Here is a 23852-nt window from a genome sequence, read left to right on the forward strand (position 1 = left end):
GTCGTGTCGGCGAACAGCTTCGACGCCCGCAGCACCCTGCAGGTGGGCGACGAGTCGTACGAGATCTTCCGGCTGGACAAGGTCGAGGGCTCCGCGCGCCTCCCTTACAGCCTGAAGGTGCTGCTGGAGAACCTGCTCCGCACCGAGGACGGCGCCAACATCACGGCCGACCACATCCGTGCGCTCGGCGGCTGGGACTCCCAGGCCCAGCCGAGCCAGGAGATCCAGTTCACGCCGGCCCGCGTGATCATGCAGGACTTCACCGGCGTGCCCTGCGTGGTGGACCTCGCCACCATGCGCGAGGCCGTCAAGGAGCTGGGCGGCGACCCGTCCCGCATCAACCCGCTGGCCCCGGCCGAGCTGGTCATCGACCACTCGGTCATCGCCGACAAGTTCGGCACCCCGGACTCCTTCGCGCAGAACGTGGAGCTGGAGTACGGCCGCAACAAGGAGCGCTACCAGTTCCTGCGCTGGGGCCAGACCGCGTTCGACGAGTTCAAGGTCGTCCCGCCGGGCACCGGCATCGTCCACCAGGTGAACATCGAGCACCTGGCCCGCACCGTCATGGTCCGGAACGGCCAGGCCTACCCCGACACCCTCGTCGGCACCGACTCGCACACCACCATGGTCAACGGCCTCGGCGTGCTGGGCTGGGGCGTCGGCGGCATCGAGGCCGAGGCCGCCATGCTCGGCCAGCCGGTCTCCATGCTGATCCCGCGCGTCGTCGGCTTCAAGCTGACCGGCGAGCTCCCCACCGGCACCACCGCCACCGACCTCGTGCTGACCATCACCGAGATGCTGCGCAAGCACGGTGTCGTCGGCAAGTTCGTCGAGTTCTACGGCGAGGGCGTCTCCGCCACCTCGCTCGCCAACCGCGCCACGATCGGCAACATGTCGCCGGAGTTCGGCTCCACCGCGGCGATCTTCCCGATCGATGCGGAGACCATTAACTACCTGAAGCTGACCGGCCGTTCGGAGCAGCAGCTCGCGCTCGTCGAGGCGTACGCCAAGGAGCAGGGCCTGTGGCTGGACCCGGCCGCCGAGCCGGACTTCTCCGAGAAGCTGGAGCTGGACCTCTCCACGGTCGTACCCTCCATCGCCGGCCCCAAGCGCCCGCAGGACCGCATCGTCCTCGCCAGCGCCGCCGAGCAGTTCAAGAGCGACGTGCGCAACTACGTCGACACCGCGGACGAGTCCGGGAAGGAGTCCTTCCCGGCCTCCGACTCCCCGGCCGCCACCAACGGCGTCCCGACCCGCCCGACCCTGGTGACGGCTCCCGACGGGTCCACGTACGAGATCGACCACGGCGCCGTCACCGTCGCCGCGATCACCTCCTGCACCAACACCTCGAACCCGTACGTCATGGTCGCCGCCGCCCTGGTGGCCAAGAAGGCGGTCGAGAAGGGCCTGACCCGCAAGCCGTGGGTGAAGACCACGCTCGCCCCGGGCTCCAAGGTCGTCATGGACTACTACGACCGCGCCGGCCTCACCCCGTACCTGGACAAGATGGGCTTCAACCTGGTCGGGTACGGCTGCACCACCTGCATCGGCAACTCCGGCCCGCTGCCGGACGAGGTCTCCAAGGCCGTCAACGAGCACGACCTGGCCGTCACCTCGGTGCTGTCGGGCAACCGCAACTTCGAGGGCCGGATCAACCCGGACGTCAAGATGAACTACCTGGCGTCCCCGCCGCTGGTCGTCGCGTACGCCATCGCCGGCTCCATGAAGGTGGACATCACCCGGGACGCCATCGGCACCGACACCGAGGGCAAGCCGGTCCACCTGCAGGACATCTGGCCGTCCGAGCAGGAGGTCAACGAGGTCGTCGCCGCCGCGATCGGCCAGGACATGTTCGCCTCGTCCTACCAGGACGTCTTCGCCGGCGACGCCCAGTGGCAGTCGCTGCCGATCCCGACCGGCAACACCTTCGAGTGGGACCCGCAGTCGACCTACGTCCGCAAGCCCCCGTACTTCGAGGGCATGAAGGACCAGCCGGACCCGGTCACCGACATCTCCGGTGCCCGCGTGCTGGCCAAGCTGGGCGACTCGGTCACCACCGACCACATCTCCCCGGCCGGTGCGATCAAGGCCGACACCCCGGCCGGCAAGTACCTCACCGATCACGGTGTGGAGCGTCGTGACTTCAACTCCTACGGCTCCCGCCGCGGCAACCACGAGGTCATGATCCGCGGCACCTTCGCCAACATCCGCCTGCGCAACCAGATCGCGCCGGGCACCGAGGGCGGCTACACCCGCGACTTCACCGCCGACGGCGGCCCGGTGTCGTTCATCTACGACGCCTCCCAGAACTACCAGGCCGCCGGCATCCCGCTGGTCGTCCTGGCGGGTAAGGAGTACGGCTCCGGCTCCTCCCGCGACTGGGCCGCGAAGGGCACCGCGCTGCTGGGCGTCAAGGCCGTCATCGCCGAGTCGTACGAGCGCATCCACCGCTCGAACCTGATCGGCATGGGCGTCCTGCCGCTGCAGTTCCCCGAGGGCGCCTCGGCGGCCTCGCTGGGCCTGACCGGTGAGGAGACCTTCTCGTTCACCGGCATCACCGAGCTCAACGACGGCACCACGCCGCGCACCGTCAAGGTGACGACCGACACCGGCGTCGAGTTCGACGCCGTGGTCCGCATCGACACCCCCGGTGAGGCGGACTACTACCGCAACGGCGGCATCATGCAGTACGTCCTGCGCTCCCTGATCCGCAAGTAGGGATCACCGCGTCCGGACCCGACGAACGGGCCCGCACCCCTGCCGGGGGTGCGGGCCCGTTCGCGTTACCGGCAGGTCTCAACTAGGGAAAGCTGTCCGTCAAAAGCGCGCATGACCTTGCCCACCTCGCGGGAAGTGGACTATACCTGTCGGCGTCCAGGAGGCCCGCTGAACGCGGGCTTGCGCGGGGGGAACAACGGGTGCGTGGCCCGTGCACAGATTCAACTCCGCACCGCATGGGTCCTGGAGAAGGTGAGGACTTGAGCATGAGATCCGACGTCAACCGGCGCGATCTGATCAAGCGGGCTGCAGCGGTGGGCCTGTTGGCCGCTCCGGCCGCGGGTCTGCTGAGTGCCTGTGCGTCCAGCGGCAGCGGCAACAACAAGGCCACCGAGAAGGGCGAGAAGTCCAAGGACAACCCCTTCGGCGTGGCCAACGACGCCCCTCTGGACGTCGTGATCTTCAAGGGCGGCTACGGCGACGACTACGCCAAGGCGTTCGAGAAGCTCTACGGGAAGAAGTTCGACGGGGCGAAGATCAGCCACCTGGGCACCCAGGAGATCACCGGCAAGCTCCAGCCCCGCTTCAACGCCGGCAACCCGCCGGACGTCGTCGACGACTCCGGCGCGCAGCAGATCAAGCTGGACGTGCTCTACAAGAGCGGCCAGCTCACCGACCTCACCCCGCTCCTCGACGCGCCCTACATCGACGACCCGAGCAAGAAGGTCAGGGACGTCCTGCAGCCCGGCACCATCGAGACGGGCAGCTTCGACGACGGCAAGATGTACCAGCTGTCCTACATCTACACCGTCTGGGGTCTGTGGTACTCCGGCAAGCTCTTCAAGGAGAAGGGCTGGACCGCGCCCAAGACCTGGGCCGACTTCATGTCGCTCTGCGCGGAGATCAAGAAGTCCGGCATGGCGCCCTTCTGCCACCAGGGCAAGTACCCCTACTACATCAACATCGTGGTCATGGACCTCATCGCCAAGCAGGGCGGTCCCGAGCTGGTGAAGCGGATCGACAGCCTCGACCCAACGGTGTGGGACGAGCCCGCCGCCAAGGCGGCCGTCGAGGCGGTCTACGAGATCGCCGACAAGGGCTACCTGCTCCCCGGCACCAACGGCATGACCCACATCGAGTCGCAGACCGCCTGGAACGAGTACAAGGCGGCGTTCATCCCCTGCGGTTCGTGGCTGGAGAACGAGCAGCTGAAGGCCACCCCCGCGGACTTCGAGATGACCTTCCTGCCGATCCCCTCCCTGGACGGCGACAAGCTGCCCTTCGAGGCGATCCGGGCCGGCGCCGGTGAGCCCTTCATCGTCCCGAAGAAGGCCAAGAACCAGGCCGGCGGCCTGGAGTTCCTGCGGATCATGCTCACCAAGGAAGCGTCGAGCCAGTTCGCCCAGACGGCCAACTCGCTGACCGTGCTCAAGGACGGCGTCGGTTCCGACGTCCAGCTGCGCCCGGGCACCAAGTCCACCGTCACCGCGCTCAGCGCGGCCGGGAGCAACGTCTTCAACTACAACTACCCCAACACGCAGAGCGCCTTCGACACGGACGTGCAGAACGCCAGTGCCGAGCTGATGGCCAAGCGCATCAAGCCCGCCGACTGGCTCAAGCGGGTCAAGGCGGCGGCCGAGAAGGCCAAGAAGGGCTAAACGTTCCCACCGGCCCTTGCGCACCGGGGCCCCGGTGCTCCCTGATGGTCCAGGGGGCGTTCGGGGCCCCGGTGCGACGGTCTACCCGATGGCAGGAGCAGCGCCATGCGATACCGCAAGTACCCGTTCATCGCGGGATTCCTCTTCATTCCGGTCGTGCTCTACGTCGTCTTCGTGATCTGGCCGTACCTGCAGACGTTCGGGTATTCCCTGACGGACTGGTCCGGGCAGTCCCAGGAGATGCATTTCGTCGGTCTGGAGAATTACACGACGCTCTTCGGGGACCACGTCTTCCTGCAGGCGCTCCAGCACAACGTGCTGCTTCTGGTGTTCCTTCCGGTGATCACGATCCTGCTGGCGCTCTTCTTCGCCTTCATGCTCAACGTGGGCGGCCGCGGCGGTACCACGGGCGTCCGCGGGGTGCACGGATCCGCCTTCTACAAGGTGATCTTCTTCTTCCCCCAGGTGCTTTCCGTCGCCATTCTCATCGTGCTCTTCCAGGCGGTCTACCGAAGTGACGGAAGCGGCCTGCTGAACGGCATCCTGATCAAACTGCACCTCGAGGACCCACAGGCCCCGATCGAATGGCTGAACAGTCCCAACCTGGTGATGTGGTGCCTGCTGGGCGTGCAGATCTGGGCCGGTGTCGGTTTCTACCTGGTGCTGTTCTCCGCGGCCATGCAGTCCGTTCCCAAGGACATCTACGAGGCCGCCCTGCTGGACGGCGCCGGCCGCCTGCAGACCTTCTTCAAGGTGACCCTCCCGCTCCTGTGGGACAGCGTGCAGACGGCCTGGGTGTACCTCGCCATCGCCGCGATGGACTTCTTCGCCCTGGCCTCGGTCCTCACTCCGGGATCGAACTTCGGCGGCGGCCCGGACTACCACGGTGAGGTCATGGCGACCTACCTGATGCGCAACTTCCTCACCTTCGGAAAGAGCGGCTACGCCTGTGCGATGGGCGTCGTCATCCTCTTCCTCACCCTGATCCTTTCCGCCATCGCGCTGCGGGTCTCCCGCCGCGATCGCATCGAGTACTGAGCGGGGAGCGCATCCCATGGCCACTCCCATCAAGCAGCCCACTCCGGTACCGGTCTTCAAGGGGCAGCCCACCACCATCGGCAGCAAGAAGACGGAACGCGAACGCTTCGCCGACGGCGGCGCGACCCTCAACGTCTTCTCGCACGGTTTCCTGGTCCTGTGGGGCGTGCTGATCCTCCTGCCCCTGGGCTGGATCATCCTCGGGTCCTTCAAGAACAATTCCGAGATCGGCGCGAGCGCCTGGTCCTGGCCCTCGCACTGGTCCTTCGACGCGTTCTCCCGGGCCTGGGAGAAGGGCATCGGCGACTTCTTCGTGAACACGGTGATCGTGCTGGTGTTCTCGGTGCCGCTGACGATGCTGCTCGGGTCGATGACGGCGTACGTGCTGGCGCGCTACGAGTTCCCCGGCAACCGGATCATCTTCTACCTGTTCGTCGGCGGCGCGATGTTCCCGGTGTACCTCGCCCTCGTGCCGTTGTTCTTCATGGTCAGCAACCTGGGCATGCTCAACACCTACCAGGGCCTGATCCTGGTCTACGTCGCGTACTCGCTGCCCTTCACCGTCTTCTTCATGCACTCCTTCTTCAGGACCCTGCCCACGGCGGTGCACGAGGCGGCCATGATCGACGGCTGTTCCCACTCCCGGGCCTTCTTCCAGGTGATGCTGCCGATGGCGAAGCCGGGCCTGATCAGCGTGGGCATCTTCAACGTGCTGGGCCAGTGGAACCAGTACATCCTGCCGATGACCCTGCAGCAGCAGCAGTCCAGCAGCGACCCGGACCGCTCGATGCTGGCCCAGGGCCTGGTGAACCTGGCGCAGCAGCAGGGGTACTCCGGTGACTACCCGGCGCTCTTCGCGGGCATGACCATCGCGATGCTGCCGGTGCTCGTGGTCTACCTCTCCTTCCAGCGGCAGGTGCAGGCGGGTCTGACGGCCGGCACCTTGAAGTAACCGGAAGGTCACTCCCCGTGGCCCGCTGTCCGGTCGCCCGGACGCCGGAGCGGAAGCGGTCCCGCCGTATGCGGGGCCGCTTCTGGATTTTTCGGGCATTACGTCAGCGGTCTGGTTCTGCCCCTTGACGGGAAGCGAGCCTAAAGGCTTGCTTAGAGTTCACATGTTGTAGACGACGGGGTCTCATCGGCGTGGCTCCCGTCCGGTTCGGCAGGAGTGGAATGGTCGTGGAGACTCCGGGGTCCCAGTCGTCGCTGCACCGGGCCAACCTCGAGCGGGTGGTCCGGGCCGTACGGCTGGCGGGTTCGCTGACGCAGGCGGAGATCGCCCGTACGACGGGGCTGTCCGCGGCGACGGTCTCCAACATCGTCCGCGAATTGCGCGACAACGGGACCGTACAGGTCACGCCCACCTCCTCGGGAGGCCGTCGGGCCCGCGCGGTGGCGCTGTCCGGCGACGCGGGCGTCGTCGTGGGCGTCGACTTCGGGCACTCCCACCTGCGCGTCGCGGTGGGCAACCTGGCCCACCAGGTGCTGGCCGAGCAGTCGGAGCCGATCGACGTGGACGCCTCGGCCTCCGAGGGCTTCGACCGGGCCGAGCAGCTCGTCGCGCGGCTGATCGAGTCGAGCGGCATCGACGCCGACAAGGTGATCGGCGTCGGCCTCGGCGTCCCGGGCCCGATCGACGTGGAGACCGGCGCGCTGGGGTCCACCGCCATCCTGCCGGGGTGGGGCGGCATCAACCCGCGCCAGGAACTGGCCGAGCGGCTGCGCATGCCCGTCCAGGTGGACAACGACGCGAACCTCGGTGCCCTCGGGGAGTTGGTCTGGGGCGGCGGCCGGGGCGTGAAGGACCTGGCGTACATCAAGGTGGCCAGCGGCGTCGGCGCCGGGCTGGTGATCGACGGCCGCATCTACCGCGGCCCCGGCGGCACCGCGGGCGAGATCGGTCACATCACGCTGGACGAGTCCGGCCCGGTCTGTCGCTGCGGCAACCGCGGCTGCCTGGAGACCTTCACCGCCGCCCGTTACGTGCTGGACCTGCTGCGCGGCAGCCACGGCCCCGACCTGACCCTGGCGCGCATGGTGCAGCTGGCCAGGGAGGGCGACCCCGGCTGCCGCCGGGTGATCGCCGACGTCGGCCGGCACATCGGCATGGGTGTCGCCAGCCTCGCCAACCTCTTGAACCCGAGCCGGGTGGTGCTCGGCGGCGATCTCGCGGAGGCCGGGGAGCTGGTCCTGGCGCCCATCAGGGAGTCGGTGGCGCGGTACGCGATCCCCAGTGCGGCCCGTAGGCTTTCGGTGGTCTCAGGGGGCCTCGGGGCCCGTGCGGAAGTCCTTGGCGCCCTGGCGCTGGCCCTCAGCGAGGTGGGCGATTCGTCCCTTTTGGATGCTAACGTTCCTGCAGCGGTTGCTGTGCCGTAGAGATCACTCTGCGTTCATCTAGATAACGAAACGCACCGTTGCCATCTCGTTAAGTATTTACTTCTTGACGTCAAGGCTGTTGCCGAGTTGACTCACGCTCACCTCGGCCGCAGTCTCTTGCGGCCCTGTCAGGGAGGCAACCCCACATGAACGCAATGATGCGTCGCGTCGTGATCGGCACCGCGGCCGTCTCCATGGCCCTTTCCGTTGCTGCGTGCGGCAAGGCCGGTGACGACAAGGCGGACGGCGGCAGCAGCAGCGCCGGCAGCAAGAGCAAGACCATCGGTCTGCTGCTCCCCGACAGCGTCACCGCGCGCTACGACAAGTTCGACAAGCCGCTGTTCGAGGCCAAGGTCAAGGAGCTGTGCGCGGACTGCGACGTTCAGTACGCGAACGCCGCGGGTGACTCCGGCAAGCAGGCCCAGCAGGTCAGCACCATGATCACCAAGGGTGTCAAGGTGATCGTGATCAGCGCCCAGGACGCCGCTGCCATCAAGTCCTCCGTCCAGGCCGCCGTCGACAAGGGCATCAAGGTCATCGCGTACGACCGTCTGGCCCAGGGCCCGGTCTCCGCGTACGTCTCCTTCGACAACGAGAAGGTCGGCGAGCTGCAGGGCCAGGCGCTCCTCGACGCGCTGGGCGACAAGGCGAAGCCCTCGGCGAACGTCGTCATGATCAACGGTGACGACGCCGACCCGAACGCCGCGCTGTTCAAGGCCGGTGCCCACAAGGTCCTCGACGGCAAGGTCAAGATCGCCTACGAGCAGAGCGGTCTGTGGAAGGACACCGTCGCCAACCAGAAGGTGACGGCGGCCATCACCCAGATCGGCGCCAAGAAGATCGCGGGCGTCTACGCCGCGAACGACGGCATGGCCGGCGGTATCGCCACCGCCCTCAAGGGCGCCGGCATCAGCGGCATCCCGCTGACCGGTCAGGACGCCGAACTCGCGGGCATCCAGCGGATCATCGCGGGCAGCCAGTCCAGCACGGTCTACAAGGCGTTCAAGCCCGAGGCCGACGCCGCCGCCCAGCTCGCGGTGAACCTGGTCGAGGGCAAGGCCATCGACTCGCTGGCCACCACCTCGCTGACCAGCGGCTCCGGTGACAAGGTCCCGTCCCAGCTGCTGACCCCGGTCTCGGTCACCAAGGCCAACGTCAAGGACACGGTCGTCGCCGACAAGCTGTGGTCCGTCGAGGAGATCTGCACGGCCGAGTTCGCCGAGGCCTGCAAGGCCGCCGGCCTCCAGTAACACGGCAGGCCCTCCCTCCGGGGGCCGCCACGCGAACCTGTCCGGTGCCCGCCCCGTCCAACAGACCCCGCTGACGGGGCGGGCGCCGGACAGACAGTCCGTTCCAGTTCATGTAAAGCTGTGCAGTTTGCACAAAACTCCGCGCCCCTCCAAGCGCGGCATCCCCGCCGGTCAGGCGGCGAAGGAGATGGTTCACGTGTCCGCTACGCCCGTGCTGGCGTTGCGCGGAGTCTCCAAGCGATTCGGTGCGGTCCAGGCACTCACCGATGTCGACCTGGAGGTTCACGCCGGAGAAGTCGTCGCGCTCGTAGGCGACAACGGCGCAGGGAAGTCGACCCTGGTCAAGACGATCGCCGGTGTGCACCCCATCGATGACGGCGTCATCGAGTGGGAAGGCAAGCCGGTCAACATCAACCGGCCGCACGACGCCCAGGGTTTGGGGGTCGCCACCGTGTACCAGGACCTCGCGCTGTGCGACAACCTCGACGTCGTCGCCAACCTCTACCTCGGCAGCGAGATCAAGCGCGCCGGTGTGATCGACGAGGTCATGATGGAGAAGCGGTCCCGGGAGCTGCTCAGCACGCTGTCGATCCGCATCCCCAGCGTCCGCATCCCGATCGCCAGCCTCTCGGGTGGACAGCGACAGGTCGTCGCCATCGCCCGTGCGCTGATCGGGGACCCCAAGCTGGTGATCCTCGACGAGCCCACCGCGGCCCTCGGCGTGGAGCAGACCGCCCAGGTGCTCGACCTGGTCGAGCGGCTGCGTGAGCGCGGCCTCGCCGTCATCCTCATCAGCCACAACATGGTCGACGTCAAGGCCGTCGCCGACAAGGTGGCGGTACTGCGGCTCGGCCGCAACAACGGCGTCTTCGACGTCAAGAGCACGTCCCAGGAAGACATCATCTCCGCCATCACCGGTGCCACGGACAATGCCGTGACCCGCCGTCAGGGGCGGCGCACGGAGGCTGCAAAGTGAGCGACACGTCGAAGACCGTAAAGCAGGAAGTGGTGGCAGCGGCGGTCGAGGACGCGTCCTCGGCGGCGGTGCCCGTGGTCGACCCGCGCCTGCTCGTCCGTGAAGAGGGCCTCAAGGGCTACCTCACCGAGTTCAAGCGCAAGGTGCGCGGCGGTGAGCTCGGCTCGCTGCCGGTCATCGTCGGCCTGATCATCATCTGGACCATCTTCCAGACCCAGTCGAGCAACTTCCTGAGCGCCGGCAACCTGGCCAACATCGGCTTCTTCCTGGCCGCCACGGGCATGCTCGCCATCGGTCTGGTCTTCGTACTGCTGCTCGGTGAGATCGACCTGTCGGTCGGCTCGGTCAGCGGTCTGGCCTCGGCCGTCTTCGCCATCTTCGTCACGAACCACGGGATGAACCCGTGGCTGGCCATGATCCTGGCCATCGTCACCGGCATCCTCATCGGTGCCCTGCACGGCTGGTTCTTCGCGAAGATCGGCGTCCCCGCGTTCGTCGTCACCCTGGCCGGCTTCCTCGGCTGGAACGGCCTGATGCTGCAGCTGCTCGGCGACAGCGGAAGCCTCTCGATCCCGGACGACGGCCCGCTGCACATCCTGGGCCAGCGTTCCTTCTTCATGGACCAGGACATCTCCGGCGCCTACCTGCTGGCCGGCCTCGGCACCGTGGCCATGCTGGCGGGCTCGCTGATCGAGCAGCGGCGGCGTCGCGCGGCCGGCGTCCCGTTCCGGCCCACCGGCGAGATCGCGTTCCGCGTGGGCGCCCTGGCGGTCGTCTCCTTCGTCGCCGCGTACGTCCTGAACCAGGCGAGCGGCGTGCCCAACGCGCTGGTCGTCTTCCTGGCGGCCCTGGTCATCACGGACTTCGTGCTGCGGCGTACCTCGTACGGCCGCAAGGTGTTCGCGGTCGGCGGTGGCATCGAGGCCGCCCGTCGCGCCGGCATCAACGTCGCCCTGGTGCGGATCTCCGTGTTCGCCATCTCCGGCGGCTTCGCGGCGCTCGGCGGTCTGTTCTTCGCCGCGCAGACCTTCACGGCGACCCTGGGCGCCGGCGGCGGCAACACCCTGATGCTGGCCATCGCGGCCGCGGTCATCGGTGGCACCAGCCTCTTCGGCGGCCGCGGAAACGTTTGGTCCGCGCTGCTCGGCATGCTGGTCATCCAGTCCATCCAGACCGGCCTGGACCTGCTCAACATGAACACCGCGCTCCAGTACATGATCACCGCCGCGGTGCTGCTCGCCGCCGTGGTCATCGACTCGGTGTCCCGCAAGAGCCAGAAGGCCGCGGGTCGCGGCTGAGGTTCCGCACCGCACCAGTGGCGTGACGTGCCCGGCGCAGGGAAGATCATCCCAGCGCCGGGCACGGGTGTGTGCGGAGCTGAAAACGCGAACACATACACTCGGGAAACCGGAAAGCGACAACAAGGAGGCACGGGTGGCTCTGCTGACCCGTATCAAGGGACCGCGCGACCTCGACCGGCTCAGCCCGGAGCAGCTGGTCGAGCTGGCAGGCGAGATCCGTACCTTCCTGGTCGACGAGGTCTCCAAGACGGGCGGGCACCTGGGGCCGAACCTGGGTGTCGTCGAACTGACCATCGCGCTCCACCGTGTCTTCGACTCGCCGCAGGACAAGGTGCTGTGGGACACCGGGCACCAGTCCTACGTCCACAAGCTGCTCACCGGCCGTCAGGACTTCTCCAAGCTCAAGAGCAAGGGGGGCCTGTCCGGCTACCCCTCGCGTGCCGAGTCCGAGCACGACGTCATCGAGAACAGCCACGCCTCCACGGTGCTCGGCTGGGCCGACGGCCTGGCCAAGGCCAACGAGCAGCTGGGCAAGCGCGACCACACCGTCGCCGTCATCGGTGACGGCGCGCTGACCGGCGGCATGGCCTGGGAGGCGCTGAACAACATCGCCGCCGCCAAGGACCGCCCGCTGGTCATCGTCGTCAACGACAACGAGCGCTCCTACGCGCCGACCATCGGCGGCCTCGCCAACCACCTGGCCACGCTGCGCACCACCGACGGCTACGAGCGCTTCCTCACCCGCACCAAGGAACTGCTGGAGCGCACCCCGGTCATCGGCCAGCCGCTGTACGAGACCCTGCACGGCGCCAAGAAGGGCTTCAAGGACTTCATCGCCCCGCAGGGCATGTTCGAGGACCTGGGCCTGAAGTACGTCGGCCCGATCGACGGCCACGACGTCGCCGCCCTGGAGTCCGCGCTGCAGCGCGCCAAGCGCTTCGGCGGCCCGGTCATCGTCCACTGCCTGACGGAGAAGGGCCGCGGCTACACCCCCGCCCTGCAGGACGAGGCCGACCGCTTCCACGCCGTCGGCAAGATCCACCCCGACACCGGCCTGCCGATCGCGGCCTCCGGCGCCGACTGGACCTCGGTCTTCGGCGAGGAGATGGTCAAGCTCGGCAGGGAGCGCAAGGACATCGTGGCCATCACCGCCGCGATGCTCCAGCCCGTGGGCCTGGACAAGTTCGCCAAGGCGTTCCCCGACCGCGTCTACGACGTCGGCATCGCCGAGCAGCACGCGGTGGTGTCCGCGGCGGGCCTGGCGACCGGCGGGCTGCACCCGGTGGTCGCCGTCTACGCGACCTTCCTCAACCGCGCCTTCGACCAGGTCCTGATGGACGTCGCGCTGCACAACTGCGGCGTCACCTTCGTGCTGGACCGCGCCGGCATCACCGGCACCGACGGCGCCTCGCACAACGGCATGTGGGACATGTCGATCCTGCAGGTCGTCCCGGGCGTGCGGATCGCCGCCCCGCGCGACGCCGACCAGGTGCGCGCCCAGCTCCGCGAGGCCGTCGAGGTACCGGACGCCCCGACCGTGGTCCGCTACTCCAAGGGCGCGGTCGGCCCGGCGGTCAAGGCCGTCGGCAAGGTCGGCGGCATGGACGTGCTGCGTCAGGCCGAGCCCCAGGGCGACGACGCCAAGCCGGACGTGCTGCTGGTCTCGGTCGGCGCGCTCGCCCCGATGTGCCTGGAGATCGCCGACCTGCTCGACGCCCAGGGCATCACCACCACCGTCGTCGACCCCCGCTGGGTCGTGCCCGTCGACGCGGCCCTGCCCGGTCTCGCGGCCGGCCACCGGGTCGTCGTCACCGTCGAGGACAACGGTCGCGTCGGCGGTGTCGGCTCCGCCGTCGCCCAGGCGCTGCGCGACGCCGGCGTGGACGTGCCGCTGCGTGACTTCGGCATCCCGCAGGAGTTCCTGGACCACGCCAGCCGCAAGGAGGTCATGGCCGAGATCGGTCTGACCGCCCCGGACGTCGCGCGCCAGGTGACCGGACTGGTCAGCCGGCTCGGGGACCGCTACGCCGACGAGCCCGCGACCCAGGTCGCGGGCGACTGACGGCCGCTCCCCGTCCTTCGCACCACCGGGCCGGGCGACACCCCAATGGGTGATCGCCCGGCCCTTGTGCTGATGTGTAGGCGCGCCAGATCCGGTCACAAGCATCTGCGGGTGCTGTGATGCAGGAACAACTGTGGAGGTGCGCCGGTGGACGTGGGCGGTAAGGCTGCGAAGGGTCGGAGCGGTTTCTTCCGTACCAAATCGGTCGAGGACTCCCTGCGGGACACCCAGGAGCCCGAGCACGCGCTCAAGAAGTCGCTGTCCGCCCTCGACCTCACGGTCTTCGGTGTCGGCGTCGTCATCGGCACCGGCATCTTCGTCCTGACGGGCAAGGTGGCGAAGGAGAACGCGGGCCCGGCCGTCGCGCTGTCCTTCGTCGCCGCGGGCGTCGTGTGCGCGCTCGCCGCCCTGTGCTACGCGGAGTTCGCCTCCACCGTGCCGGTGGCCGGATCCGCGTACACCTTCTCCTTCGCCACCCTCGGCGAACTGCCCGCCTGGATCATCGGCTGGGACCTCGTGCTGGAACTGGCGCTGGGCTGCGCCGTGGTCGCCGTCGGATGGTCCGGTTACCTGCGCTCGATCATGGACAACTGGGGCTGGCACCTGCCGTCCGTGCTGTCCGGCGGCGAACAGAGCGGCTTCCACTTCGACCTGCTGGCCTTCCTGCTGGTGGCCGTGCTCACCGCCGTCCTGGTCGCCGGGATGAAGCTGTCGGCCCGGGTCACCTCCGTGGTGGTCGCCATCAAGGTCACCGTGGTGCTGATCGTCATCATCGTGGGCGCGTTCTTCATCAAGGCCCACAACTACACCCCGTTCGTCCCGCCCGCCGTGCCGTCCGAGGGGGCGGAGGCCGGCATCAAGGCCCCGCTCATCCAGCTGATCTCGGGCTTCACGCCGTCCCAGTTCGGCGTCATGGGCATCTTCACCGCGGCGGCCGTGGTCTTCTTCGCGTACATCGGCTTCGACATCGTCGCCACCGCCGCCGAGGAGACCAGGAACCCGCAGCGGGACGTGCCGCGCGGCATCCTCGGCTCGCTGATCATCTGCACCGTGCTCTACGTCGCCGTCTCCATCGTCGTCACCGGCATGCAGCACTACACCCGGCTGACGGTGGACGCGCCGCTGGCCGACGCCTTCAAGGCGGTGGGCCACCCCTTCTGGGCCGGGCTGATCGCCTTCGGCGCGGTGGTGGGCCTGACGACGGTCTGCATGATCCTGCTGCTCGGGCAGAGCCGGGTCTTCTTCGCGATGAGCCGCGACGGGCTGCTGCCGCGCTTCTTCTCCCGGGTGCACCCCACCCGGGGCACGCCCTACCGCTCGACGATCCTGCTCGGCGGCATCGTGGCGATCGTCGCCGGCTTCACGACCATCGAGGAACTGGCCGAGCTGGTGAACATCGGCACCCTCTTCGCGTTCATCGTCGTCGCCGTCGGCGTCGTCGTGCTGCGCCGTACCCGCCCCGACCTGCCGCGTGCCTTCCGCACCCCGCTCGTGCCGTGGCTGCCCGCGGTGTCGGTGCTCGCCACGCTGTGGCTGATGCTCAACCTCCCCGCCGAGACCTGGCTGCGGTTCGCCATCTGGATGGCCCTCGGCTTCCTCGTCTACTTCCTCTACGGCTACCGGCACAGCCGGGTCCGCACACCGGCCCGGCCGAGGTGAGCTGACGCACCCGGAGGGCGCCCGGTACGTTGGGCGCGTGCCGACCCGCCCCGAGACCGCCCGCTCCGCCGCGCCCGCGCTCCCGGACCGGCGGGCGGACGGTGCCCCGTCCCGGGCGCCCTCGCCGTTCACCCGGTTCTCGTGGCCCGTGCTGCTCCCGCTGCTGACGCTGGTGGCGGCGCTGGTCCACCTGCCCTCCTTCGTACGTCCCGTCTGGAACCCCGACGAGGGGTTCCTCGCGACCCAGGCGCGCGTGCTCGCCTCCGGAGGCGTCCTCTACGACACCGTCGTGGACCGCAAGCCCCCGCTGCTGCCGTGGCTCTACGAGGGGGCGTTCGCGCTCTTCGGCGACGGCTCCCTCCGGCCCGTGCGGGCGGCGGCCGTCGTCGCGCACGTGGTGACCGCGGCGCTGCTCGTCGCCCTCGCCCGGCGCCGCTGGGGCGACCGGTGGGGCGCGGCCGCCGGGTTCGGCTACCTGCTGCTGTCGGTGGGGCTGGCGCCCGAGGACACGCAGGCGGCGTCCTTCGAGGTCTTCGCCCTGCCGTGGACGGTGGCCGCCGTGCTGTCGGCCGACCGCGGGCGCTGGGGCGCGGCCGGGGTGGCGGTGGCCGGGGCGGCGCTGACCAAGCAGACCGGCGCGGTGGTGCTGCTCCCGGTGGTCTGGATGCTGTGGCGGGCCCGGCGGGGGAGTGCGGCCGGGTCCGTCCCCGTGTCCGCCGGAGCGTGGGCCCGGCTGACGGCGGGGTGGGCGCTGCCCGTCGTGGCCGTGGCCCTGGCGACCGGTGCGGGGCGCTTCGTCTTCTGGACGGTCACCGGCTCCGGGGCCTACATCTCGCCCGAGGGAGCCTGGCTGCTCGCGGCCGGGCGGGGGCTCGGCAACGCCGCGATCCTCACGGCGGCCGGGGCGGGACTGGTGCTGCCGGCCGTCTGGCTCGCCGTGCGCCGAAGGGCCGGTTCGGGGGCCGAACTGTGGATCTGGCTCGGCGCGGCCGCCGTCGCCGTCGTGGCGGGCTTCCAGTTCTACGGTCACTACTACCTGCAACTGCTGCCCCCGCTCACGCTCGTCGGGGTGGCCGCGCTGCGCCGGCTGCCCGCGCGCGGTCCGGCCCGAAGGGCCGCCGCGGTCTGGACGGTGCTGGCGGCGGCCGTGTTCACCGGCTGGGGCTTCGCGGCGCCGCGCGCCGAACTCGACCACGCCCAGGCCGTCGCCGCCGCGATCCGCGCCCACACCGACGCGGACGGGACCGTCCTGGTGTGGGGCATGCACCCGGAGCAGTACTGGCTCTCCGGGCGCGCCCCGGCGGGCCGGTTCCTCACCGCGGGATTCCTCACCAACTTCAGCGGTGGCCGCGGCGGGGCCCGGGTCGGCGAGGAGTACGCCGTACCGGGCGCCTGGGCGGCCTTCCGCCGGGAGTTCTCCGCCGCGCCCCCGGCCGTCGTGGTCGACGACTCGCGGGGCGCCCCCTACGGCGCGGCGCACGTGCCCGGTCTGCGCCGCCTGCTCGACCGGGGCGGCTACGAGCGCGTCGCCACCGCCGACGGCGCGGTGCTGTACGCCCGGCCGCCCGGCCGGTAGTCAGGCACGCACCGACCGCGGCCCCGCGACGGCCGCGCCGTGGGCGGTCACCCGGCGCCGCAGCTCGCGGTCGGCCGTCACGACCAGGCACGGCAGTTCCGGCGGGCGGGCGGCGACGAGTTCGGCGATGAGGTCGTCACCGCTGCCGGGCGCCGCCTCGACCCGTACCCCCGGCACGGGTGCCACCCCCCGGGCCGCGCCCTCCACGACGAGCACGACGTCGAGCGGTGCCCGCCGGGCCCATTCCGGCACGTCCGCCCGCTCCGGGAGCCCGGTACCGGCCAGCCCGGCGAGGGCGTCGCGCAGGCGCTCCGTCGCCCCGTGCCGGTCCCGCCACCACCCGTCGGGGACGGACCCCACGGTGTTGGCGGCGTCGACCACGACCAGGGGCGCTGTCCCACCGTTCACCGGCCCACCCTGTCACAACCGGCCCCGGGCCGGGTGTCCTGCCCGGTGACCGGCCGACAGGGCAGGTGCATCGGGCGGAGGCCGTACCCGCCCACGGGGCGTGTTGGTACGCGGTGGTAGAAAGTCCCGGTGAAGCAGACGAAGTCCAAGCGCTGGCGGTCCTACGCCGGGACGGTGATCGTCCTGGGCGTGGTGTTCGGGGGTTCGGCCGTCCTCGGGGCGCATGTGCGCAGTGAGAAGCAGCACGAGGTCAAGGCACCGGCCGGTGCCTCGGGCGAGGAACAGCTGGCGGTGCCGGTCAAGCCGACGAAGCTGCCGGTGACGCTGACCGTGTACGAGGACCTGCGCAGCCCGGAGTCGAAGGCCTTCGCCGCCGAGTACGGGGACACCCTCGCGAAGCTGGTCGCCACCGGCCAGGTGGAGATCGACTACCGCCTGGTGACGCCGACCGACACCGCGGACGGTGGCACCGGCTCCCTGGCCGCCGCCAACGCGGCCGCGTGCGCCCAGGACGTGGGCCGGTTCCAGGAGTTCGTCGCGCAGGTGTGGGACGCCCAGCCCGCCGACGCCTCGGACGACCCGTTCACCAGTGACACCTTCCTGAAGGGCCTGGCCAAGAAGGCCGGGGACGTGGACGAGACGCACTTCGTCCCGTGCGTCCAGGGCGGGGACCACGACGGGTGGGTGCGGCGCTCCCAGGAGGAGTTCGCCGCGGCCGGGTTCACCTCCGCGCCGGTCGTGCAGGTGAACGGCGAGACCGTCACCGATCCTTCGGGCGGCGCGTCCGGGCTCACCCCCGAGGGGCTGACGCAGCTGGTCGACAAGGCCGTTGCCGAGGTCGTGAACAGCACCACCGCGACAGGCTGACCACACCGCCCGCTGTCATTACATCAGATTTATGTGGAAATCGGGTAATAAGGGCATGTGGCACTCGATCGCGAGGAGTGGTGGTGCGCATGTCCACACCGGTGTTCGACGAGGTCGGGCCGCAGCCGGGCTGCGTCTGTGAGGACTGCGCCCGGCGGCGGCTGATCCGGGCGGCGACCCGCGCCACGCCCCCGTGCGCGCCACCGGCCGCCGCTCCCGCCGCGCTGGTCCTCCTGGCCACGGCCGGCGCGGCCGTCATGGCGCCCGCCGCCGTGGCGGCCCCCGCGGAGGATGCCGGCCAGGCCGCTTCCACGGGCCTGACCGAACAGGCGCAGCCCGACCGCATCGGCGCCGTGGCCCCGCTCCGGCTGACCCGCGACCAGATCCTGGAGCGGGCCCAGCGCTGGATCGACGCCCGGGTCCCGTACGACATGCGCCGCCGCTGGCGGGACGGCTACCGGCAGGACTGCTCCGGATTCGTCTCCATGGCCTGGGGCCTGGGCAGCAGCCAATGGACCGGCACGCTGCCGCGCTTCGCGGAACGGATCGGCCGCGGTGATCTCGAACCCGGCGACATCCTGCTCTTCCACAACCCCCGCGACCCCGTCGACGGCTCCCACGTCACGATCTTCGGCGGCTGGGCGAACGCCGCGCACAACCGCTACGTGGCCTACGAGGAGACCCGGCCGCGCGCCCGGGTGCGCACGACCCCGTACGCCTACTGGGACCATTCCAAGCGCTACGTCCCCTACCGCTACAAGTACCTGAGCGACGGGGGCTACGACGACTTCTACGACGACCTGTACGGCGACCTCGACCTCGGCGACCTGGCCTCCGGCTACCCGGGGAGCGTGTCCTTCGGCCCCGGCGCCTCCAACGGCTACGTCACCCGGCTCGGCCGGATGCTGCGGCAGCGGGGCGCGGGCGCGTACTACCACGACGGTCCGGGACCCCGCTGGAGCGACGCCGACCGCGAGGCCACCCGCGCCTTCCAGCGCGCCCAGGGCTGGAAGGGCGACCAGGCCGACGGCTTCCCCGGCCCCCTGACGTGGCGTTACCTGACCCAGGGCGCCGGGGCCGACGTCGGCGGCGGCCGCCCGACGGCGCCCCCGGCCCGCCCGTCCAGCCTGACCCAGCCGGCCTACCCGGGCATCGGGGGCTTCCGGCCCGGCCAGTCGGGCCCGCACGTGCTCGCGCTGGGACGGCGGCTGGCCGCCAAGGGCTTCGGCCGGTTCTACGCGAAGGGGCCCGGCCCCCGCTGGGGCGAGGCCGACCGGCGCGCGGTGGAGGCCTTCCAGCGGTCCCAGGGCTGGTCCGGAAACCAGGCCGACGGCTATCCCGGCCCCGAGACATGGAGGCGGCTCTTCTCATGACGATCACCCCCCAGGGGAGCCCCGCCGGGTTCCCCGTGCCCGCTCAGTCCCCCACCAAGGGCGCGGTTCCCGGCCCGCCCGCCGTGACACCGCTGTCGGACATCACCGAACGCCCGGGACGCTGCCTGCCCGGCGGCGTCGCCGTGCTCACCATCCTGGCGGCGGCCTGCGGGACGGCCGCGCTCCTGCTGGGCCCCGCCGGGACGTCCCCCGCCGTCCGCGGCGGCGCCGTGGCCGTCCTCGCCGCGGTGACCGCCCTGACCGCGCTCGGCCTCGTCCGGGGCCGCCCCGGCTCCGTCTGGCTGCTCACCCGGCACGGCGCCTACCGCGGCACCGTCCGCCGCACCGGGCTGCTGTGGATCAGCCCGCTGCTCGTCCGCCGCCGCGTCGACACCAGCCTGCACCACTGGCGCAGCAGCCCGATCGAGGCCACCGACGCCGAGGGAACCCCGCTGCTGGTCACGGTCCTGATGGTGTGGCGGGTCCGCGACACCGCGCGGGCCGCCTTCACCGTCCACGATCACGTCCGCTACCTGCGCGCACTGGTGGAGGCCGCGGTCGCCCGCGGTGTGTCCCGGCTGCCCGCCGACGACTTCCGCGGCCCCGGCCCCACGCTCCGCGACACCGACCGCCTCACGGACGACCTCACCCGGATGCTCGTCCAGGACCTGAAGCCCGTCGGCATCGAGGTGTTCTCCGCTCAGCCCGTCCGCATCGAGTACGCCCCCGCCGTGGCCACCGCGCTGCGCCGCGCCCAACTGGCCGCCCTGGACGACCGGCACCGCCGCGCCGCCCTCGACGCCGCGCTGACGGCCGTCGGCGAGACGGTACGGGGCCTGACCGAGCGCGGCCTGGTCGACCTCGACGACTACGAACGCAAGGCCCTCGTAAGGGACCTGACGGTCGCCTACTGCACGGCCCACGTCCCCGAAGCCGCGGCGCAGACCGCCTGAGGCACACCGACGCGAAGGGGCCCCCGCCGTCCGGCGGGGGCCCCTTCCGCGTACGCAGCCGGCGTTACGCCGGGACGGAGGCCACACCCGGGGCCAGGAACGGCTTGCCGTTCACCCGCTCCGAGACGCCCTCACGGTCCAGGTACGGCGTGATGCCGCCCAGGTGGAAGGGCCAGCCGGCACCGGTGATCAGGCACAGGTCGATGTCCTGCGCCTCGGCGACGACGCCCTCCTCCAGCATGATCCCGATCTCCTGCGCGACGGCGTCCAGGACGCGGGCGCGCACCTGCTCCTGCGTCAGGACGCTGTCGCCCTGCACCAGGAGCGCGGCGACCTCGGGGTCCAGCTCCGGCTTGAAGCCGTTCTCCGCGGAGTAGACGTAGAAGCCGCGCTTGCCCGCCTTGACGACGGCCGCGAGGTTCGGGGAGACCGTGAAGCGGTCGGGGAAGGCGCGGTTGAGCGTCTCGGAGACGTGCAGACCGATCGCTGGGCCGACCAGCTCCAGCAGCACCAGCGGGGACATCGGCAGGCCGAGCGGCTCGATGGCCTTCTCCGCCGTCTCCACCGGGGTGCCCTCGTCGATGACGTTCTGGATCTCGCCCATGAAGCGGGTGAGGATGCGGTTGACGACGAACGCCGGGGCGTCCTTGGTCAGCACCGCGGTCTTCTTCAGCTTCTTCGCCACGGCGAACGCGGTGGCCAGCGACGCGTCGTCGGTCTGCTCGCCGCGCACGATCTCCAGCAGCGGCAGCACCGCGACCGGGTTGAAGAAGTGGAAGCCGACGACCCGCTCGGGGTGCTTCAGCTTCGAGGCCATCTCGGAGACCGAGAGGGAGGAGGTGTTGGTGGCCAGGATCGTCCCCGGCTTCACCACCGCCTCGACCTCGGCGAACACCTGCTGCTTGACGCCGATCTCCTCGAAGACCGCCTCGATGACGAAGTCCGCGTCGCCGAAGGCGGCGGCCTTGTCGAGGGAGCCGGACACCAGGCCCTTGAGGCGGTTCGCCTTGTCCTGGTTGACCCGGCCCTTGAGCAGCAGCTTGTCGATCTCGCCGTGGACGTAGCCGACGCCCTTGTCCACGCGCTCCTGGTCGATGTCGGTGAGGACCACCGGCACCTCCAGGCGGCGCGCGAAGAGCAGCGCCAGCTGCGAGGCCATCAGACCGGCGCCGACGACGCCCACCTTGGTGACCGGGCGGGCCAGGTTCTTGTCGGGGGCACCGGCCGGGCGCTTGCCGCGCTTCTGCACCAGGTTGAAGGCGTAGATGCCGGAGCGCAGCTCGCCGCCCATGATGAGGTCCGCGAGGGCCTCGTCCTCGGCGTCGAAACCGGCGGACAGGTCACCGTCCTTGGCGGCGGCGATGATGTCCAGCGCGCGGTACGCGGCCGGGGCGGCGCCGTGCACCTTGGAGTCGGCGAAGGCGCGGCCCTTGGCGACGGCCTCGTCCCACGCCGCGCCGCGGTCCACCTCGGGGCGGACGATCTGGATCTCGCCCTTGAGGACGGCGGCCGTCCAGGACAGCGACTGCTCCAGGAAGTCCGCGCCGTCGAACAGCGCGTCGGCGATGCCCAGGTCGTAGACCTGACCGCCCTTCAGCTGCTTGTTCTGGTTGAGCGAGTTCTCGATGATGACGCTCACCGCGCGCTCGGCGCCGATGAGGTTCGGCAGCAGCGCGCAGCCGCCCCAGCCCGGGACCAGGCCCAGGAAGACCTCGGGGAGGGAGAACGCCGGGATGGCCGAGGAGACGGTGCGGTAGCCGCAGTGCAGGCCGACCTCGACGCCGCCGCCCATGGCCGCGCCGTTGTAGTACGCGAAGGTCGGGACCGCGAGGGACTGCAGACGGCGGAAGACGTCGTGGCCGCCCTTGCCGATCGCCAGCGCGTCCTCACGCCGCTTCAGCAGCTCGACGCCCTTGAGGTCGGCGCCGACCGCGAAGATGAACGGCTTGCCGGTGATGCCCACACCGACGATCCCGCCGTCCGCGGCCTCCTTCTCGACCTGGTCGAGGGCGGCGCTCAGGTTCGCCAGCGACTGCGGTCCGAAGGTGGTCGGCTTGGTGTGGTCCAGGCCGTTGTCCAAGGTGATGAGCGCGAAACGCCCGGCGCCCTGGGGGAGGTCGAGGTGGCGCACCTGCGCCTGCGTCACGACCTCGTCCGGGAACAGCTCGGCCGCTCCCTTGAGGAGCTCGGCGGTGGTGGTCACTTGCTGCCTCCGTCGAAGTGCGGGTTCTCCCAGATCACGGTGCCGCCCATGCCGAAGCCGACGCACATGGTGGTCAGGCCGTAGCGGACGTGCGGCTGCTCCTCGAACTGGCGGGCCAGCTGCGTCATCAGACGGACGCCGGAGGAAGCGAGCGGGTGGCCGAACGCGATGGCGCCGCCGTACTGGTTGACGCGTGCGTCGTCGTCGGCGATGCCGTAGTGGTCGAGGAACGACAGCACCTGCACGGCGAACGCCTCGTTGACCTCGAACAGGCCGATGTCGGAGATCGAAAGGCCCGCCTTGGCGAGTGCCTTCTCCGTCGCCGGGACCGGGCCGATGCCCATCACCTCGGGCTCGACGCCCACGAAGGCGTAGGAGACCAGACGCATCTTCACCGGGAGCTGCAGCTCCCGGGCGACGTCCTCGGCGGCGATCAGGGAGGCGGTGGCACCGTCGTTCAGACCCGCCGAGTTGCCCGCCGTCACGTTGCCGTGGGCGCGGAACGGGGTCTTCAGGCCCGCCAGGTTCTCCAGCGTGGTGCCCGGGCGCATCGGCTCGTCCGTCGTCGCCAGGCCCCAGCCGGTCTCGCCGCCCTCGGGGGAGGTGCGGCGCACCGAGATCGGCACCAGGTCCTGCTGGATCTTGCCGTTCGCGTACGCCTTCGCCGCCTTCTCCTGGCTGCGCACCGCGTACTCGTCGGCGCGCTGCCTGGTCAGGTGCGGGAAGCGGTCGTGCAGGTTCTCCGCCGTCATGCCCATGAACAGGGCGGAGTCGTCGACCAGCTTCTCCGACACGAAGCGCGGGTTGGGGTCCACGCCCTCGCCCATCGGGTGCCGGCCCATGTGTTCCACGCCGCCCGCGACCGCCACGTCGTACGCCCCGAAGGCGACGCCGCCGGCGACGCTGGTGACCGCGGTCATCGCGCCCGCGCACATGCGGTCGATGGAGAACCCGGGCACCGACTTGGGCAGCCCCGCCAGGATCGCGGCCGTACGGCCCAGGGTCAGGCCCTGGTCGCCGATCTGGGTGGTCGCGGCGATGGCGACCTCGTCGATGAGCTCCGGGGAGAGCGCGGGGTTGCGCCGCAGCAGCTCCCGGATGGACTTGATGACCAGGTCGTCGGCACGGGTCTCGTGGTAGATGCCCTTCGGGCCCGCCTTGCCGAACGGGGTGCGGACGCCGTCGACGAAGACGACGTCCCTAGCGGTACGAGGCACGTTGGCTCTCCTCAAGATGCGGGTTCGCTTGCCGCGGGCAGAAGACGGCGGCTCCGCCGTACATGCTACTCGTGGGTAACCGATGTGCACAGTGCGGGTGTGCGGGGTCACACGTTCGGTCTCCCCCCGGGGTTCCCGCGCGCGGGAACCCCGGGGGGAGACCGAACGTGTGACCCCGCACACCCGCACTGTGCACATCGGTTACCCACGAGTAGCA

At 70.2% G+C, this 23852-nt stretch carries 17 protein-coding genes; 14 read left to right on the forward strand and 3 right to left on the reverse strand.

Annotated features, from left to right (window positions below; translation table 11 throughout):
• Positions 1–3: 3 nt before the first annotated feature.
• The 11 genes from acnA to PV350_RS20605 all read left to right on the forward strand — a co-directional run bounded on the left by acnA (position 4) and on the right by PV350_RS20605 (position 16614).
• Positions 4–2718 (forward strand): aconitate hydratase AcnA, encoded by a 2715-nt coding sequence (acnA, locus tag PV350_RS20555; RefSeq protein WP_499514576.1) that lies wholly within the window; start codon positions 4–6, stop codon positions 2716–2718.
• A gap of 266 nt (positions 2719–2984) precedes the next feature.
• A complete protein-coding gene (ngcE, locus tag PV350_RS20560) occupies positions 2985–4376 on the forward strand; it encodes an N-acetylglucosamine/diacetylchitobiose ABC transporter substrate-binding protein (protein WP_500335255.1) in 1392 nt (463 codons plus the stop codon).
• A 105-nt stretch (positions 4377–4481) separates the two neighbouring features.
• The gene (locus tag PV350_RS20565) at positions 4482–5414 is read left to right on the forward strand and encodes a carbohydrate ABC transporter permease (protein WP_499514578.1); all 933 of its coding nucleotides are present in this window, start codon (positions 4482–4484) and stop codon (positions 5412–5414) included.
• Between the two features lie 16 nt (positions 5415–5430).
• A complete protein-coding gene (locus PV350_RS20570; RefSeq protein ID WP_499514579.1) occupies positions 5431–6366 on the forward strand; it encodes a carbohydrate ABC transporter permease in 936 nt (311 codons plus the stop codon).
• Between the two features lie 227 nt (positions 6367–6593).
• Complete coding sequence (locus PV350_RS20575) at positions 6594–7790, forward strand: ROK family transcriptional regulator (protein WP_499514580.1); 1197 nt, start codon at positions 6594–6596, stop codon at positions 7788–7790.
• Positions 7791–7936: 146 nt separating this feature from the next.
• The gene (locus PV350_RS20580; RefSeq protein WP_499514581.1) at positions 7937–9040 is read left to right on the forward strand and encodes a sugar ABC transporter substrate-binding protein; all 1104 of its coding nucleotides are present in this window, start codon (positions 7937–7939) and stop codon (positions 9038–9040) included.
• A gap of 187 nt (positions 9041–9227) precedes the next feature.
• On the forward strand, positions 9228–10016 hold the full coding sequence (locus PV350_RS20585) for a sugar ABC transporter ATP-binding protein (protein WP_499514582.1): 789 nt from the start codon (positions 9228–9230) through the stop codon (positions 10014–10016).
• Positions 10013–11314 carry a sugar ABC transporter permease gene (locus tag PV350_RS20590; protein ID WP_499514583.1) on the forward strand — a complete coding sequence of 434 codons (1302 nt, stop codon included), beginning with the start codon at positions 10013–10015 and terminating at the stop codon, positions 11312–11314. Before PV350_RS20585 ends, PV350_RS20590 begins: the two co-directional genes overlap by 4 nt.
• Before the next feature lie 136 nt (positions 11315–11450).
• On the forward strand, positions 11451–13379 hold the full coding sequence (gene dxs / locus PV350_RS20595) for a 1-deoxy-D-xylulose-5-phosphate synthase (RefSeq protein ID WP_499514584.1): 1929 nt from the start codon (positions 11451–11453) through the stop codon (positions 13377–13379).
• Between the two features lie 147 nt (positions 13380–13526).
• Positions 13527–15038, forward strand: coding sequence for an amino acid permease (locus PV350_RS20600; protein WP_499514585.1), 1512 nt, complete (start codon positions 13527–13529; stop codon positions 15036–15038).
• Positions 15039–15075: 37 nt separating this feature from the next.
• Entirely contained in the window at positions 15076–16614 is a 1539-nt protein-coding gene (locus PV350_RS20605; protein WP_499514586.1) for a glycosyltransferase family 39 protein, read from the forward strand.
• On the opposite strand, the gene PV350_RS20610 is transcribed toward PV350_RS20605, so the two are convergent.
• Positions 16615–17022: an NTP pyrophosphohydrolase gene (locus PV350_RS20610; RefSeq protein WP_499514587.1), complete on the reverse strand. Its 408-nt coding sequence runs from the start codon at positions 17020–17022 to the stop codon at positions 16615–16617. It abuts the gene before it with no gap.
• 129 nt (positions 17023–17151) lie between these two features.
• Between PV350_RS20610 and PV350_RS20615 the strand changes: the two genes are divergently transcribed.
• The 3 genes from PV350_RS20615 to PV350_RS20625 all read left to right on the forward strand — a co-directional run bounded on the left by PV350_RS20615 (position 17152) and on the right by PV350_RS20625 (position 20215).
• A complete protein-coding gene (locus PV350_RS20615; protein ID WP_499514588.1) occupies positions 17152–17889 on the forward strand; it encodes a DsbA family protein in 738 nt (245 codons plus the stop codon).
• A gap of 89 nt (positions 17890–17978) precedes the next feature.
• On the forward strand, positions 17979–19262 hold the full coding sequence (locus PV350_RS20620; RefSeq protein WP_500335250.1) for a peptidoglycan-binding protein: 1284 nt from the start codon (positions 17979–17981) through the stop codon (positions 19260–19262).
• The gene (locus PV350_RS20625) at positions 19259–20215 is read left to right on the forward strand and encodes an SPFH domain-containing protein (RefSeq protein WP_499514590.1); all 957 of its coding nucleotides are present in this window, start codon (positions 19259–19261) and stop codon (positions 20213–20215) included. Before PV350_RS20620 ends, PV350_RS20625 begins: the two co-directional genes overlap by 4 nt.
• A 64-nt stretch (positions 20216–20279) precedes the next feature.
• Here the strand turns inward: PV350_RS20625 and PV350_RS20630 are convergent, their stop codons facing one another.
• Together PV350_RS20630 and PV350_RS20635 are read right to left on the reverse strand one after the other, a co-directional pair.
• On the reverse strand, positions 20280–22418 hold the full coding sequence (locus PV350_RS20630; RefSeq protein ID WP_500335253.1) for a 3-hydroxyacyl-CoA dehydrogenase NAD-binding domain-containing protein: 2139 nt from the start codon (positions 22416–22418) through the stop codon (positions 20280–20282).
• Positions 22415–23635 carry a thiolase family protein gene (locus PV350_RS20635; RefSeq protein ID WP_499514592.1) on the reverse strand — a complete coding sequence of 407 codons (1221 nt, stop codon included), beginning with the start codon at positions 23633–23635 and terminating at the stop codon, positions 22415–22417. Before PV350_RS20635 ends, PV350_RS20630 begins: the two co-directional genes overlap by 4 nt.
• Positions 23636–23852 lie beyond the last annotated feature (217 nt).

Source organism: Streptomyces sp. PA03-6a, from assembly GCF_033792765.1.
Classification (GTDB): Bacteria; Actinomycetota; Actinomycetes; order Streptomycetales; family Streptomycetaceae; genus Actinacidiphila.